General features: G+C 52.7%; 13 protein-coding genes and 1 pseudogene. All 14 read left to right on the top strand.

Annotated elements, in window-relative coordinates; translation table 11 throughout:
- Positions 1 to 186 (top strand): annotated as a pseudogene (locus IEX98_RS29245) (sensor histidine kinase); the annotation flags it as partial.
- Entirely contained in the window at positions 183 to 887 is a 705-nt protein-coding gene (locus tag IEX98_RS19015; protein WP_229692259.1) for a response regulator, read from the top strand. The pseudogene IEX98_RS29245 and the gene IEX98_RS19015, both read left to right, overlap by 4 nt.
- A 194-nt stretch (positions 888 to 1,081) precedes the next feature.
- Positions 1,082 to 1,585, top strand: coding sequence for an ATP-binding protein (locus IEX98_RS19020; RefSeq protein WP_188890767.1), 504 nt, complete (start codon positions 1,082 to 1,084; stop codon positions 1,583 to 1,585).
- Positions 1,560 to 1,904 (top strand): STAS domain-containing protein, encoded by a 345-nt coding sequence (locus tag IEX98_RS19025; protein WP_188890768.1) that lies wholly within the window; start codon positions 1,560 to 1,562, stop codon positions 1,902 to 1,904. The genes IEX98_RS19020 and IEX98_RS19025 overlap by 26 nt, the downstream gene beginning before the upstream one ends.
- A gap of 27 nt (positions 1,905 to 1,931) precedes the next feature.
- The gene (locus IEX98_RS19030; protein WP_188890769.1) at positions 1,932 to 3,128 is read left to right on the top strand and encodes a PP2C family protein-serine/threonine phosphatase; all 1,197 of its coding nucleotides are present in this window, start codon (positions 1,932 to 1,934) and stop codon (positions 3,126 to 3,128) included.
- A 33-nt stretch (positions 3,129 to 3,161) separates the two neighbouring features.
- Positions 3,162 to 5,369, top strand: coding sequence for an ATP-binding protein (locus tag IEX98_RS19035; RefSeq protein ID WP_188890770.1), 2,208 nt, complete (start codon positions 3,162 to 3,164; stop codon positions 5,367 to 5,369).
- Positions 5,370 to 5,515: 146 nt separating this feature from the next.
- A complete protein-coding gene (locus IEX98_RS19040) occupies positions 5,516 to 6,100 on the top strand; it encodes a DUF4255 domain-containing protein (protein WP_188890771.1) in 585 nt (194 codons plus the stop codon).
- A complete protein-coding gene (locus IEX98_RS19045) occupies positions 6,097 to 6,891 on the top strand; it encodes a hypothetical protein (protein WP_188890772.1) in 795 nt (264 codons plus the stop codon). Before IEX98_RS19040 ends, IEX98_RS19045 begins: the two co-directional genes overlap by 4 nt.
- Before the next feature lie 101 nt (positions 6,892 to 6,992).
- Positions 6,993 to 8,699 (top strand): phage tail sheath family protein, encoded by a 1,707-nt coding sequence (locus tag IEX98_RS19050; protein ID WP_188890773.1) that lies wholly within the window; start codon positions 6,993 to 6,995, stop codon positions 8,697 to 8,699.
- Positions 8,700 to 8,782: 83 nt separating this feature from the next.
- Positions 8,783 to 9,217: a phage tail protein gene (locus IEX98_RS19055; protein ID WP_042163920.1), complete on the top strand. Its 435-nt coding sequence runs from the start codon at positions 8,783 to 8,785 to the stop codon at positions 9,215 to 9,217.
- 105 nt (positions 9,218 to 9,322) lie between these two features.
- Positions 9,323 to 9,703, top strand: a complete 381-nt coding sequence (locus tag IEX98_RS19060) for a phage tail assembly protein (protein WP_188890774.1) — start codon at positions 9,323 to 9,325, stop codon at positions 9,701 to 9,703.
- 17 nt (positions 9,704 to 9,720) lie between these two features.
- Complete coding sequence (locus IEX98_RS29450) at positions 9,721 to 9,900, top strand: DUF6760 family protein (RefSeq protein ID WP_308421810.1); 180 nt, start codon at positions 9,721 to 9,723, stop codon at positions 9,898 to 9,900.
- A 6-nt stretch (positions 9,901 to 9,906) separates the two neighbouring features.
- On the top strand, positions 9,907 to 10,368 hold the full coding sequence (locus IEX98_RS19065; protein WP_188890775.1) for a phage tail protein: 462 nt from the start codon (positions 9,907 to 9,909) through the stop codon (positions 10,366 to 10,368).
- A 482-nt stretch (positions 10,369 to 10,850) separates the two neighbouring features.
- On the top strand, positions 10,851 to 13,021 hold a 2,171-nt coding region (locus IEX98_RS19070; RefSeq protein WP_188890776.1), incomplete at its 3' end, for a hypothetical protein.

The raw sequence follows: 13,021 nt of genomic DNA on the forward strand, positions 1-13,021 counted from the left end.
TTCCGCTGCCTCATCCGGGATAACGGCATTGGAACGAGCCAGAGCAGTCTGGAGGAGAAGGGGAAATACGGAGTCCGAATGATGCGGGACCGCGCGGAACGGATGGGCTGGACGCTGCAGATAACGAGCAGGACCGGAGAAGGTACGGAAGTGGAAATAACGAGTGAAAGCGAGGATGAGCAATGACGGACGGCGGTATGGTGAAAATAAGGGTGTTTTTAATTGATGATCACCCTCACGGACGCGAAGGCATGCGGGAGATCGTCGGCAGCGATTCTTCCTTCGAAATCGCAGGCGAGGCGGCTAGCGGCGAGGAGGCAATTGCGAGAATTGACGATGTGCTCCCGGACCTTGTCCTGATGGACATTAATATGCCGGGCATGGGGGGGCTTGAAGCCACGCAGCGGCTCAAATTTTTGCACCCGGCTTTGAAAATTGTAATGGTGACGGTATCTGATGACATTACGAATTTGTTCGAGGCTATCAAACGAGGAGCACAGGGCTATTTGCTCAAAAACTTAGCTCCATCCGCTTGGCTCGAATATTTGCGGGCAGTAGCGGTAGATGAGGCGCCGATGTCGAAGGAGCTGGCCTTCCGGCTTTTAAAGGAATTTTCTTCTAGTGGAGCAGGCGGTATTCCCCAGGGCGGACAACCGGTCCGGTCCGGCGTAGAGGTCTCCATGACGACGCCTTTGACTGAAAGGGAGAAGGAGATTTTGGAGCGGGTAGTTACGGGTGAATCCAACCGCGAGATTGCGGCAGCTTTTGGGTTATCCGAGCATACGGTCAAAAATCATTTGAAAAATATTTTACAAAAGCTGCACTTGGACAACCGTGTGCAATTAACCCGCTATGCTTTCGAAAAAGGACTCTTTCAACGGCCTTAACCGGCACTGCAGCCTTAGTCTGGGCTTTTTTCGACAAAAGCGGCAGGATTCATCTCTTTTTCGTAGAATAGTTACATTATTCGGACAGGTTTTCTGTCATTTAACGGCCGGATTTGCGGAATCATTGCCGGAGCAAGCTGACAGCTGGATGATGCGGGGCCCGGCTCCGAACTTTTGATGCAGGAGGGTTGCGGATGTCGAACGCTTGGCAATTTCCGATTGCCCGGGAAATTCAGCTGCACAACCGGGTGGACGAGCTGGAGCGGCTTAATGAATGGCTGGAAGCGGTTGGTGAGGAGGCGGGCTGGCCTCCGCGGGCTAAGCTCGATTTGTCACTGGCCTGCGAGGAGCTGATCATCAATATCGTTAATTATGGATTTCCCGCAGGCGGGGAGCATTATATTTCCGTAAGCTTATCTGCTTCTCCGCTGACTGCTGAGGTAAAGATCGAGGATGCGGGCGTGCCGTTCAATCCGCTGGAGGAGGCGGACCCGGACATGTCGCTTGAGCTGGAGGACCGGAATGTTGGGGGCCTTGGCATTTTTTTTATCAAACAATTGATGGACGACATCCACTACGAGCGGACGAATGAGCGCAATCGTTTTCGGATGAGCAAGACGTTCAGCTACATAAACAAGAAGACGAACAATGGCAAGCAGGAGGACAATGCAGATGAATATCGAGACGCAGGACATTAACGGCATTACCGTTTTGCCGCTTCAGGGCAGGCTGGACGGGAACAACGCTTCGGTCGCGGAGCAGGCTTTTTTGCAGCAGATAGGCGAGGGGAAGCAGCAATTTATTTTTGATTTTAGCGGATTGCAATATATAAGCAGTGCAGGGCTTCGCGTCATCTTGGTGGCGGCTAAGAAGCTTCGGGCTTCCAAGGGCAGAATGATCTGTGCGAGCCTTGGCGAGCAAGTGCTGGATGTGTTTGAGATGTCCGGATTTACGAACATTCTGGAGATAGCTGCGACACGCGAGGAAGCGCTCGATAAATTCGGAGCCGGCGTATAGTTTGCTGAGAAGAAAGGGGGAGCGGCTTTGGCGATTGCAGGGTGGATCGCAGGCGCTTTAGGGCTTGGGGCTGCTGCGGTGCTGTGGGCAAGAAGCCGGCGGCTGGCTGCGCAAGTCAAGCAGTCGGACATGCTGTTCGAGCTCAGCTCTCAGATGTATTCGGCCACGTTGAAGCAGGAGCTGCTGCAGCAAGGAGCAGAAGCGGTCAAACGGCTTGTTCATGCAGAGCAGGCTGCAATTATGCTTGCGGGTGAAACGGGCGGTGGCGGCTTGGATGAGCAAGGAGCCATATCTGTACCGCTTACAGCGAGGGGACGCCAGATCGGCATACTTCAAGCGGCGGGCAAAAGAGGCGGTTCAGCATTGACAGTATCGGATCGTGAATTACTGGGCAAGCTTTCGGGTCCTCTGGCTCTCGCGCTGGACAATGCGCTGCTCCATGAAGTGTCGGAGGAGTCCGTTAATGAGCTTCAACTGGCTACCGCGTTAAAGGAAAGGCTGGAGAGCGAGCTTCAGATTGCAGGAAGCATTCAGCTAAGCTTTCTGCCGACCACGATGCCGTCAGCAAATGAACCGTTCGACGTTTGTGCGCTGTTGAAATCGGCAAAAGAGGTAGGCGGCGATTTTTATAATTTTTTCAAAATCGATGACGACCATTTGTTTTTCACGCTTGGCGATGTTTCCGATAAAGGCATACCTGCAGCGCTGTTCATGGCGATGACGCTGTCGCTGCTCAAAGGGAAGATGCATCCCGAGCTGTCGCCAGGCGAGCTGTTGAAAAAAGTAAATGACGAGCTTTGCCTCGATAACGCTCAGCTGTTTGCAACCATCGTATGCGGCGTGCTGCAAATCTCGACCGGTGAAGCGGTTCTGAGCGACGGGGGACATTGTACGCCATATGTCGTGAAGGCTAACGGCGAGGTGCTTCCAATCAAGCTTGCCAAGGGGATTCCGCTGGGCTCGTTCCCGGATTTCACCTACAAAAACGTCGGGCTGCAGCTTGAACGCGGCGATAAGCTTGTTATTTATACAGACGGCATTACAGAAGCAGAAAATGCGCTTCAGGAGCAATATTCGACTGGCCGGCTGCAGCATTTTTTAACACAGACGAAGGACTATTCCAGCGCAGAGATTATCGATGCTTTATTAATGGACGTCTTTATGTTTGCTGACGGAGCGCCTCAGTCCGACGATATTGCAGTTCTCTGTCTTACGCGCCGCTAAGCGCAAATGCTACAAGGCAAAGGTGAAACAAAGATGCCCAAATACTATAACAGATTGCAATACATACAAGATCAGTTATCCATTACAGAGCGAGGAATCCGGCTGCTGCTGCATCATTTCGAGAGCAGGGAAACGGCAGGCGATTCCTCGCTTGCTTTGCGTGGACTGGTTATTACTCCGGCAGATATTGAAAGAACGCTGGAAATGGAGCATGGCCCCGGCTCTTACGACCCGCTGGAGGAATTCCGCCTTGAGCGTATACAAGCTGAGCGAATGATCGCTGAAGCGGTAGCGGAAAGTCTGGAAGCGGGATTAAAGCTTCCGCTGCTTCAGTTGGCCCAGCGTTTTAAGCTGAGCGTATGGGAGCTGCGCTGTGTCGTTCTTGTTCTCGCCGCCGAAATCGACTCCCGCTGGGAAAGCTGGTTTGGTTATCTGAATGACGATGTGACGCTTCGCATGCCAACGGCGGAGCTTGCTTTGAGCATGCTGGGCGACAGGCCCGAAGATGAAGTATCCGGCCGCTTTTTTATTGGGGAAGGATCGGTTTTGCGGCGGTATTTGCTCCAGCAGACCGATAGCCCGCCGGGAAGAAGCTCCCTGCGCCAGATCTTGAAGCTGGATGCCCGGATTGTCGGCTATTTGCTGGAGACCGAGCTTCTAGACAAACGGCTGTCCGATTGTGTGGTGTTGACAGAAGCAGGCGATACGCTGCCGCCGATGCTTGTCGGGAACGAGCGGCTGGAAGGATTGGCGGCCGCTGTCCGCCGTGATAGAGGGCAAGGTGAGGAAGACGAGGGCATACCGGACAGTTACGACGAGCAGACGCTTCCCTTCTTGCAGATTACAGGTCCTCAAGGCGCAGGTAAAAAACTGCTCGCCCGTCATTTGGCACGCGTGCTGAAGCAGCCTCTGCTGCTTGTCCGTCTGGATGGACTTCTCGCTTCTGGAGAGAAGGTGCGCGAGAAGCTGCAGCTGCTTATTCGCGAGGCCGTTCTTATCGGGGCTGTAATTGCTTTCGAGGAAGCGAAGACGGCAAAGACGGACGAAGAGCAGGGCAGCGGTATGTTCCGCGAAATAAGACAGATGCTGGACGAGTATAGGGTAATGGCTGACGAGCCGGCGGTGTTGTGGCTAACCCGTGAGGAGAGGCGCAGCGAGCAGCTTCCGCTGCCGGAAGGAGCGGGGCTGCTGAATATTGCATTAACGGTTCCGGATGCCGATCAAAGGCTGCTGCTGTGGACCCAAGCCGCGCACGGAGGCGTCGACATGCCTGTGCTTGCAGAACTAGCGGACAAATACAAATTTACTCCCGGTCAAATTGAAGGCACGATGCGCCAGGCAAGGCGAAAAGCTGCTCTAGGCAGCGGCCGTTCCCTAACTCTCCGGGATATCGACGAAGCGTCCCGCAATCATGTCAGCCACAGGCTCTCCGAGTTGTCCGATCTGTTAAAGCCTTCAAGAGGCTGGGATGATCTTGTGCTGCCGGAAGAGCCGTTTGCGCTGCTAAAGGAAGCTTGCAGCCGGTACCGGAACGGCGAGACTGTCTACAGCCGATGGGGATTTGGACAAAAGCTGCCTTATGGGCGCGGGCTCAGCATGCTGTTTGCCGGCCCTCCCGGGACAGGCAAGACGATGGCGGCGGAGGTGGTAGCCAAGGAGCTGGGGCTGGAGCTGTATCGTATTGATCTTTCTCGCGTAGTAAGCAAATATATCGGCGAGACGGAGAAAAACCTGCGAGAGCTGTTCGCTGAAGCGGAGAACAGCGGATCGATTCTGTTTTTCGACGAGGGCGATGCGCTGTTTGGCAAACGGACGGAAGTCAAGGATTCCCATGACCGTTACGCCAATATGGAAGCCGCCTATCTGCTTCAGCGGATTGAAGCGTTTGACGGCGTATCAATTCTAGCAACGAATCTGCAGCAGAACATGGACGAGGCGTTCATGCGCAGAATGCAGACGATCATTCAGTTTCCATTTCCCGACAAAGAAGGCCGCGAACATATATTCAGAGGATTGCTGCCCAAAGAGGCTCCGCTGGACCCTGGACTCGATCTGCCTTTCTTGGCAGATAGAATTGAGGTATCAGGCGGACATATTAAAAATATTGTACTGTCAGCCGCCTTTCTGGCGGCTGGTGAAGGCATGCCGATTGGTATGCGCCATATGATACGAGCATCCAGGCAGGAGCTTCAAAAAATGGGGAAAATTATCGTAAAAGAGAGTTTTGAGCCTTACCTTTAGCACGTTACGGAGGCTTAATTCTCGCAGTCTATCAAAATTGGATAAAAACTGACATTTTCTGATAAATTTTCGTAGTCATTTTTTAGCAAAAACAGTATAATAGTCTCGTTGTTCGATCGGATTAAGCAGGATGAAGGAGGATGAAGATGGCAGGGTATACGGTGATTGCGGATACGGGTGCCAGTTTATTGCGATTGCTTCGGGAAAGCATGACGCCAGACCCGGTCCCAAGGCCCGAATTAATCGGTCTGGCTTCGCCTCGCGATGCGGGTGATCTCTCACTGTCTCTCTTCCTGCTTAATGTAACGGAGAACGGTGAGGCTCGCCGCACGAAGATGCAGGATCGCGGAGGGCTGCTGCAATTTCCCCCTATGACCGTCGATCTTTACTTTATGATCACGGCGCATTCCAACGCGGACCGTTTGACCCGGTCACTGGACGAGCATCGGATTTTGGGAAAAGCGATGCAGGTTCTGTATGACAACTCGGTTTTGCGGGCTCCCTTTCTGGAGGGAGCGCTGGCGGAGAGCAGCGAAACGGTTCGAATCTCTTATGTCAGTATGGAAACCGATGAGCTTATGAAGCTGTGGCAGTTCGGAGATTTGTCCTACAAGCTTTCGGCAGTATACCGTGTCGGACCTGTGCTACTCGATTCCAACCGCACGAAGACTGTGTCGCGAGTGGTGGAGCGGCATATTACGATCGAAGACAAGGACGGTGGGCCGGCTTGAGCGAATTGCGCAACCGAATGATTACCCGCTGTTCGCTCGTTGTCAGGCTGGTGGACGTATGGACGAGAAAAACTCCGGGAGCCCAGGAAGTATCCGTATCGCTTGAAGGGGATGTCAAAAGACCTATCCGGAAAGACGATGGCAGCTATCTGTTTCTCGATGTGGAGACAGACTACGCATTCCTGGAGGTGCTCTCCACGCATTACTTGCCAGTCCGGCAGGAGCTGACGCTGAGCAGCTTGAATCGTATCTCTCCGGTCGTCACCGTTCCTTTGCTTCCATCCAGATTCTACCCGCAAGCAAGCGGTTCTACCGGCTTGCGGAGCCGGGTGCTTGATCCGGCCGGCCGCCCCGCTGCTGAGGCGCTTATAACGGCCTATGCGACGGATGAAGCTGCAGCAAGAGGGCGATTGTCGCAAGAGCTTGCAGAGCCAGGCGATACATGGCTGAAAGCAGGTTCTTGGCAAGGAGCCAGTACAGCGGGCGAAGCTTTTCTTCTTCGCAGCCGTGAGGCGGAAGAACTGGTGCAATTGGCTGAATTAGCGCCAGGCGGCATGATCCGGCTGGAGAAGCCGTTGAGGAATGCTCATAGAAGAGGTGCGCTACTGCTGCCTGCTGTCTCGACACGCAGCGGTTCGGACGGTGCGATTATCCTGCCGTTCCGCGGCACGCTTCCTTCGAAATTCAGGGTTGCCGTTCGGGCAGCCTTGGGCAAGGCCTCCGGTGCTGCAGAATGGACCGCTATAGCGGGAGAAGTAGCGGCAATGCCGGACATTACGATTTCCAACTAGCTTTATTAATTATTGGTCTTGGGGTCGATGAAGGCCGGGAGCCATTAGGCTAACGTCAATAGTCGCCTAATACATATATTGTTTCAGAGAGGAGATCACAAATGGCTGAGTATTTGTCGCCAGGCGTCTATGTGGAGGAATTTGAAAGCGGCTCGAAGCCGTTGGAAGGTGTCAGCACAAGCACCGCCGGTTTTATCGGACTTGCGGCGAGAGGTCCCGTTGAAGGACTTCCGCAGCTCATTACGAGCCCTGCTGATTTTTCGCGTGTCTACGGCGGTTATTTGTCAGAAAACGCTTTCGGTTCCTATCGCTATCTGGCTTATGCGGTCAACCAGTTTTTCCTGAACGGCGGCTCGCGCCTGTTCGTTACCCGGGTAGCTCCTTCCGACGCGAAATCGGCGTCGAACGAGGATGGGGCCGTATTGTCCGCTTCCGCCAAAAATCCGGGAGCTTGGGGCAACCAGGTTCGCATCATCGTTACACCATCCAGCAAGGCGAAAACGCCAATTCTTGAAGCGCTGGAGGGCAACCGCTACCGCGTGAAAAACGGCTCCGGCTTCTATGCTGGCGATGTTGTCGTATTTACAAGCGGCGAGAGCAAGCAGGTTAACCGCGTCGTATCTGTTCAGGATCAGACGATCGAGCTGTCCCAAGCATTGACGGGAGAAGTTGCCGATACTGCGCTTGTGCCAAGCAAGTGGCTGAGCACGAGCGAGTTCACGCTGACTGTTGTCTATGGCAGTGAAGCCGAGACATTCGAGAAAGCTTCCTTGAATCCGGAAGCGCCGAATTTCGTGGACAAGCTGGTTGAGCGTTCTTCCTTGATCAATCTCCATGCCAGTGCGGTTTCCGAAGGCAGCGTAACGCCGTTTGAGCAAATTGCCGGCGCGGATGCGGCAACCTTCGAAATTATTCTCTCAGGCGGCAGCGACGGTTCCGCAGCTGCGTTATCGCCGGCCGACTTTATCGGCGAAGACAATGGCCCGGGCAAAAGAACCGGCATCCAGTCGTTTATCGACAACGATGTCGTAAGCATTATCGCAATCCCTGGCGTAACCGATCCCAATGTGCAGCTGTCTCTTGTCGCTCATTGCGAAAGCCTGGGCAGCCGCTTTGCGATTCTGGATCTTCCTCGCGAAGCGACGAAGGTGCAGGACGTACTGGCGCATCGCGACCTGTTCGACTCCAGCTACTGTGCACTGTATAATCCGTGGCTGCAGGTGTTTGATCCGCTGGACAAACGCAATATTTTCATTCCGCCATCCGGTACAATCGCAGGCATCTACTCTCGTTCCGACACGACTCGCGGCGTACAGAAAGCGCCTGCCAACGAGACGCTTCGTGGCGTAGTCGGGCTGGACGTGCAATATAACAACGGCGAGCAGGACATTCTCAATCCTGCGGGCGTCAACCTGATCCGCGCATTTTCGGGACAGGGCATTCGTGTATGGGGCGCTCGTACTTGCTCCTCCAACACGCTCTGGAAATATATCAACGTACGCCGGCTGTTTATTTTCCTGGAAGAGTCGATTAAGAACGGCTCCAACTGGGTCGTATTTGAACCTAACACGGAGCAGCTGTGGGCGCGCGTCCAACGGACGATTGACGCATTCCTGACTCGCGTGTGGCGTGACGGTGCGCTTGCAGGCTCAAGTCCGGCGGAAGCGTTCTATATTAATATTGGTCCTTCGACGATGACGCAGGACGATATCGACAACGGCAGACTGATTGTCGTGATCGGTGTTGCGCCGGTGAAGCCGGCAGAGTTTGTCGTATTCCGCATTACGCAGAAGACCGGCTCGGAATAGCAATCGGGTAAGCGTCTGACGAAATCATGAATTCATTATGATGGATGAAGAGCTTCCACTTTGAATAACGGAAGGGGATAACTATGCCTGGAGATCGTGTAGATCCATACCGCAATTTTAGGTTCCGCGTTGAACTGGAAGGATTGGAACAGGCCGGATTTAGCGAAGTGTCCGGATTTGAGGCGACGCTTGACGTTATCGAGTATCGCGAAGGCAATGAAGTGACGACTCCGCGCAAGCTGCCGGGTCTGGTGAAATACGGCAACATAACGCTCAAATGGGGCACTTCTGAATCGATGGAGCTTTACGAGTGGCTGCAAGAGTGCGTGGAAGGCACGATTGAGCGCAAGACGATTACAATCATCGCGCTTGATGAGGAAGGCGAGGATGTTGCAACTTGGCAGGTTATCGAAGCATGGCCTGTGAAATATTCGGCGCCTACCTTTAACGGTATGGGCAATGAAGTGGCATTCGAGCTGATCGAATTCGCTCACGAAGGCATGACGCGTACGGCATAGCAGGTTGGAGAACAAGGGCGGTCCGCGGAATAATCATTCCGCGCTGCTCTTGTTTTCCGCTTTATAAATGATAGACATACGAGAGAAGGAACGGAGGTATTGACGATGGCGTTTCAGACGGAATACGAATTTGAGCTGCCGAGAGGCTTTGTCGACGATAACGGCAATTTACACCGGCGCGGCGTTATGCGGCTGGCAACCGCAGCAGATGAAATACTGCCGATGAAGGACCCGCGCGTACAGTCAAATCCCAGCTATTTAACCATCATATTGATGGCTCGCGTCGTTACCCGGCTTGGCGATCTGAGGCATATCGATACGAAGCTGATTGAGAAGCTATTCACGGCAGATCTTGCTTATCTGCAAAATCTGTATCGCCAGATCAATGATCTAGAGGCGCCGAAGGTGTTGACCGCTTGTCCGAAATGCGAGCATGAATACGAGGTGTCGATCGATTTTTTGTCCTTAACGGAGGCGCTCTCCTAGGTTATCCGGCAGATCGGATCTACGAGGAGGTCGGCTTCATCGCCTATTATTTCCACTGGTCCCATGACGACATTATGAACATGGAGCATGCTGAGCGGCGGCGCTGGTGCGAAGAGATTTCGCGGATCAACCGGAAAATGAATGACGAGTCGGCGGAAAAGCCCAACGTCTTTGACGTATTCAACAAAAGGAGGTAGCGGCGGATGGCAGCGACGGGATCCCGCCAGACGGGGCGCATCTACAAAATCGCTTCCGCTTACAAGTTCTGGATCGAGCTGGACGGCATGTTTGTCGCCGGGTTTACCGAGGCATCCGGGCTGGAGGCGGAGACGGAAATTGAAGAGTACCGCGAAGGCGGACTAAACGGTTTTGTGCACCGGCTTCCGAAAGGAACCCGCTATCCGAATATCGTGCTGAAGCGAGGCATGACGCAATCGGCTATTTTGTGGTCTTGGTATGAGAGCACCATGAACGGTGCGATACAGCGCAAGCATGGCGCAATCGTATTGCAGTCGGCGGACGGAAGCGAGTTTGGGCGATGGAATTTTACCGATGCATATCCGGTGAAATGGTCTGGGCCGCAGCTGAACGCAAGCACAAGCGACGTTGCATTCGAGACGATTGAGATTGCGCATAACGGCTTAAAGGGTGTTTTTACCCGCTAGCTGGGATCATGGCTGAGGGTATAGTCCGGTAAGGCTTCGGTCTAGTGATGATAGGTAGTGCCGAAAGGCAGATGAGCAGGTATGGTTAGTAAAAGGCGCTGGCATTAGCAGAGTGTGTAGCGACAGGTAGAGGTTATAGCAAACTTTGCAGTTGAAGCATGCGGAATTAGCAGTGAATGATGTTTATGCTTGCTGAAACGTATTGGATGAGCAGGTATGGTGACTAACACTAACTAGAAACACGAGCTGCATCAATTAAAATGCAAAAGTACATGTTGTTTCGATGAAAAAGGCTGAAAAAGTCGATCGAAATGTAAAAGTACATTTAAAAACGCCAAAATTGACGTAAATGGTACGAATTTAGGCAAAAAAAATGTATTTTTGCAGGTTGAGGGTTGAAATTGGCTAATTAGGGCTGAACAAACTGTATTTTTACATTTTGTACGGTTCGAACAGCAGTTTGGTACAAGGAGGATGCGCTGGTGAAACGAAAGGCGGATACAGGCAAGCAGCATGGCAAGCAAGCAGGCACGGCCACGTCTGTACAGCCGTTTGCCGGCAGCATCATGAGTAAATATAAGGGCGGGAGTAAAGATTCTTTCGGCCGTATTTCATTGTCTCATAGGCTGAAGCAGCAGGAAGATGCTCCAACAGAGCATAGGATTTTTGTCAAAGTAATCGCGCCTGCGGAGAAGAAGGAACCTAAACAATTGGGACGAGCAGCATTGCCCGTTATTCAACTTAAGCCGCAAGCGGAGAAGATTATACGAGAAAAAGTAATTGTGGAGCGTGAGCGGATCATATTCCGAGATCTGTCGCGCATTATTCAGGAATCTCGGATGATACGAGAAACGGCTGTTACTCAACAGGCGGAAGTTAAAAGGTCAACCAGCCAGCAGACAAAAGACACTGCGGTAGTTATTCAGAAAAAAACGGAAAGCGGCGAGGGGCAACAATCGTTAGCTCATTCTCAAGGTTTCCGTGTAAAAAGATTAACGACAAGCGGTCGACAGGAGCTCGTTACGATAGCAAGACCCATGATTGTGAAAATAAATCATCCTATTCAAAAGACAGATGAGCAGTCAGGCTCTTCATCTAGCAATAGGGATTTCAATAGATGGAAGACGAATGCGGAGCTTCAAACTTTAATAGATAAAGTGAAAAGAATGAGTTATCCCAGCAAGGAAAGAAGCAAAACTAAGCTGGAGCATCTCCTTAAGCAAGAACAGATGATTCGCGTGCAGCAAGCTGCAATTGGACAGAAAAACGATGCATCAAGCTTTCAGCCTGAGCATGGTGGACGGAAGGCAGCCGAGACTGGAGAGGGTCAAAGCAAGAGACCAGAGCTCTCTATAGCGGAGAAAGCAGGGTCAAGCAAGAACGAACGAATGGATGGAAAACAATCGAAGTCGGTTGAACGCTCGAATAAGTTAGAGCGAGGGAATAAGACCGGGAATGGGGAAGCAGCTGATTCATTTTATGCTAAAAAAAGGATGCGGGCTAGAGCTGTAATAGCCCAAGCAAAGGCCGTGCAGCCGCATAAGTCAATGGAGCAAGTGCATGCCAAGCCGGGCAGACCGGAGCAGACGGAAAAAGATAAAGATGCGAACGGTTCAAGCAAGCAGTTAACAGTCGTGCCAGTGAGAGCCGGACATACAATTGCGAATGAGAGAGCCAGCGGCAGCTCTCGGACGAGTTCAGTGCACTCCGCAGAAAGTGCTAATCGGACAAATAGCAAGGAATCGAAGAAAACCGAAGCAGTTATGCGGGCCAATGTCACGGGGCCGAATGCAACGAAGCAAGTACATATTAAGTCAAACGCAGCAGGGCAAACGGAATCCGCAGCAAGCGGGCAGGCAACTGCTGAGTCAAAGAGCTCAGGTGAACGTGAGCACGGGCAAGCAGGGCAAGCAGGCATAATGAAGCCAGTTAGCCCAACACCTCTTACGAAAACAGTGCATTTATCTGAAGCTGCTCTTCAATCTGGTGCAGAGGAAAAGGCGACGAACGGCGTAACAGTGCAAATGCATGTAGCGCAGCCGCAAAAGACGGTGGAGCAGATCCATGTCAAGCTGAGTCAGGCGTGGCAAGCAGAGGCACTTGAGGACAAGCAGGCGAAAGCCGGGCAAGCAGATTCAGGTTCCAGTGAGCGGTTAAAAACGGAATCTGCAAGTAGTGAGAACCGAGTTCGCTCGGGGGTTAAGTCGGATACAGCCGATATGTCAGACGTAGCGGAACAGCAGGGAACTGAAGTAACGCGGAGTATGCAGGCTAGAGTGATAGCGCGGGTGAATGCAGCAGAGCCTCAACAGGCGGCGATGCAGGTGCATGCAAAACCGGGTGGGGCTGAGTCGGCGGCGACGATTGGGAGCGGACAGACGAGTGCAATACCAGCGACTACGGCGCAAGTGAATTCGGCTGAGCAATTAGAAGAGAGTATTCGAGGAAATGTAGTCCAATTGACTAATATGACAGAGGATCAGACGGATATAAAGCAAAGCATGCAAGTGAGAGCAACAGTGCAGGCGAAAGAAGCCGTGGTTCAACGGGCAGCAGAGCAAGTGCATGCGAAGCCGAGCGCAGTGAGGCAAGCGGAGGCAGTTGAAGGCGAGCGGGCGAAAGCCGGGCAAGCGGGAACTGGTGAGCGAGCCGG

The sequence above is a fragment of the Paenibacillus radicis (ex Gao et al. 2016) genome, from assembly GCF_014641555.1.
Lineage (GTDB): Bacteria > Bacillota > Bacilli > Paenibacillales > Paenibacillaceae > Pristimantibacillus > Pristimantibacillus radicis.

What these genes read in the sequence shown, in the direction of transcription:
- IEX98_RS19015 (WP_229692259.1), top strand. Translation starts at nt 183, where the DNA reads ATGACGGACGGCGGTATGGTGAAAATAAGGGTGTTTTTAATTGATGAT.
- IEX98_RS19020 (WP_188890767.1), top strand. Translation starts at nt 1,082, where the DNA reads ATGTCGAACGCTTGGCAATTTCCGATTGCCCGGGAAATTCAGCTGCAC.
- IEX98_RS19025 (WP_188890768.1), top strand. Translation starts at nt 1,560, where the DNA reads ATGAATATCGAGACGCAGGACATTAACGGCATTACCGTTTTGCCGCTT.
- IEX98_RS19035 (WP_188890770.1), top strand. Translation starts at nt 3,162, where the DNA reads ATGCCCAAATACTATAACAGATTGCAATACATACAAGATCAGTTATCC.
- IEX98_RS19040 (WP_188890771.1), top strand. Translation starts at nt 5,516, where the DNA reads ATGGCAGGGTATACGGTGATTGCGGATACGGGTGCCAGTTTATTGCGA.
- IEX98_RS19050 (WP_188890773.1), top strand. Translation starts at nt 6,993, where the DNA reads ATGGCTGAGTATTTGTCGCCAGGCGTCTATGTGGAGGAATTTGAAAGC.
- IEX98_RS19055 (WP_042163920.1), top strand. Translation starts at nt 8,783, where the DNA reads ATGCCTGGAGATCGTGTAGATCCATACCGCAATTTTAGGTTCCGCGTT.
- IEX98_RS19060 (WP_188890774.1), top strand. Translation starts at nt 9,323, where the DNA reads ATGGCGTTTCAGACGGAATACGAATTTGAGCTGCCGAGAGGCTTTGTC.
- IEX98_RS19065 (WP_188890775.1), top strand. Translation starts at nt 9,907, where the DNA reads ATGGCAGCGACGGGATCCCGCCAGACGGGGCGCATCTACAAAATCGCT.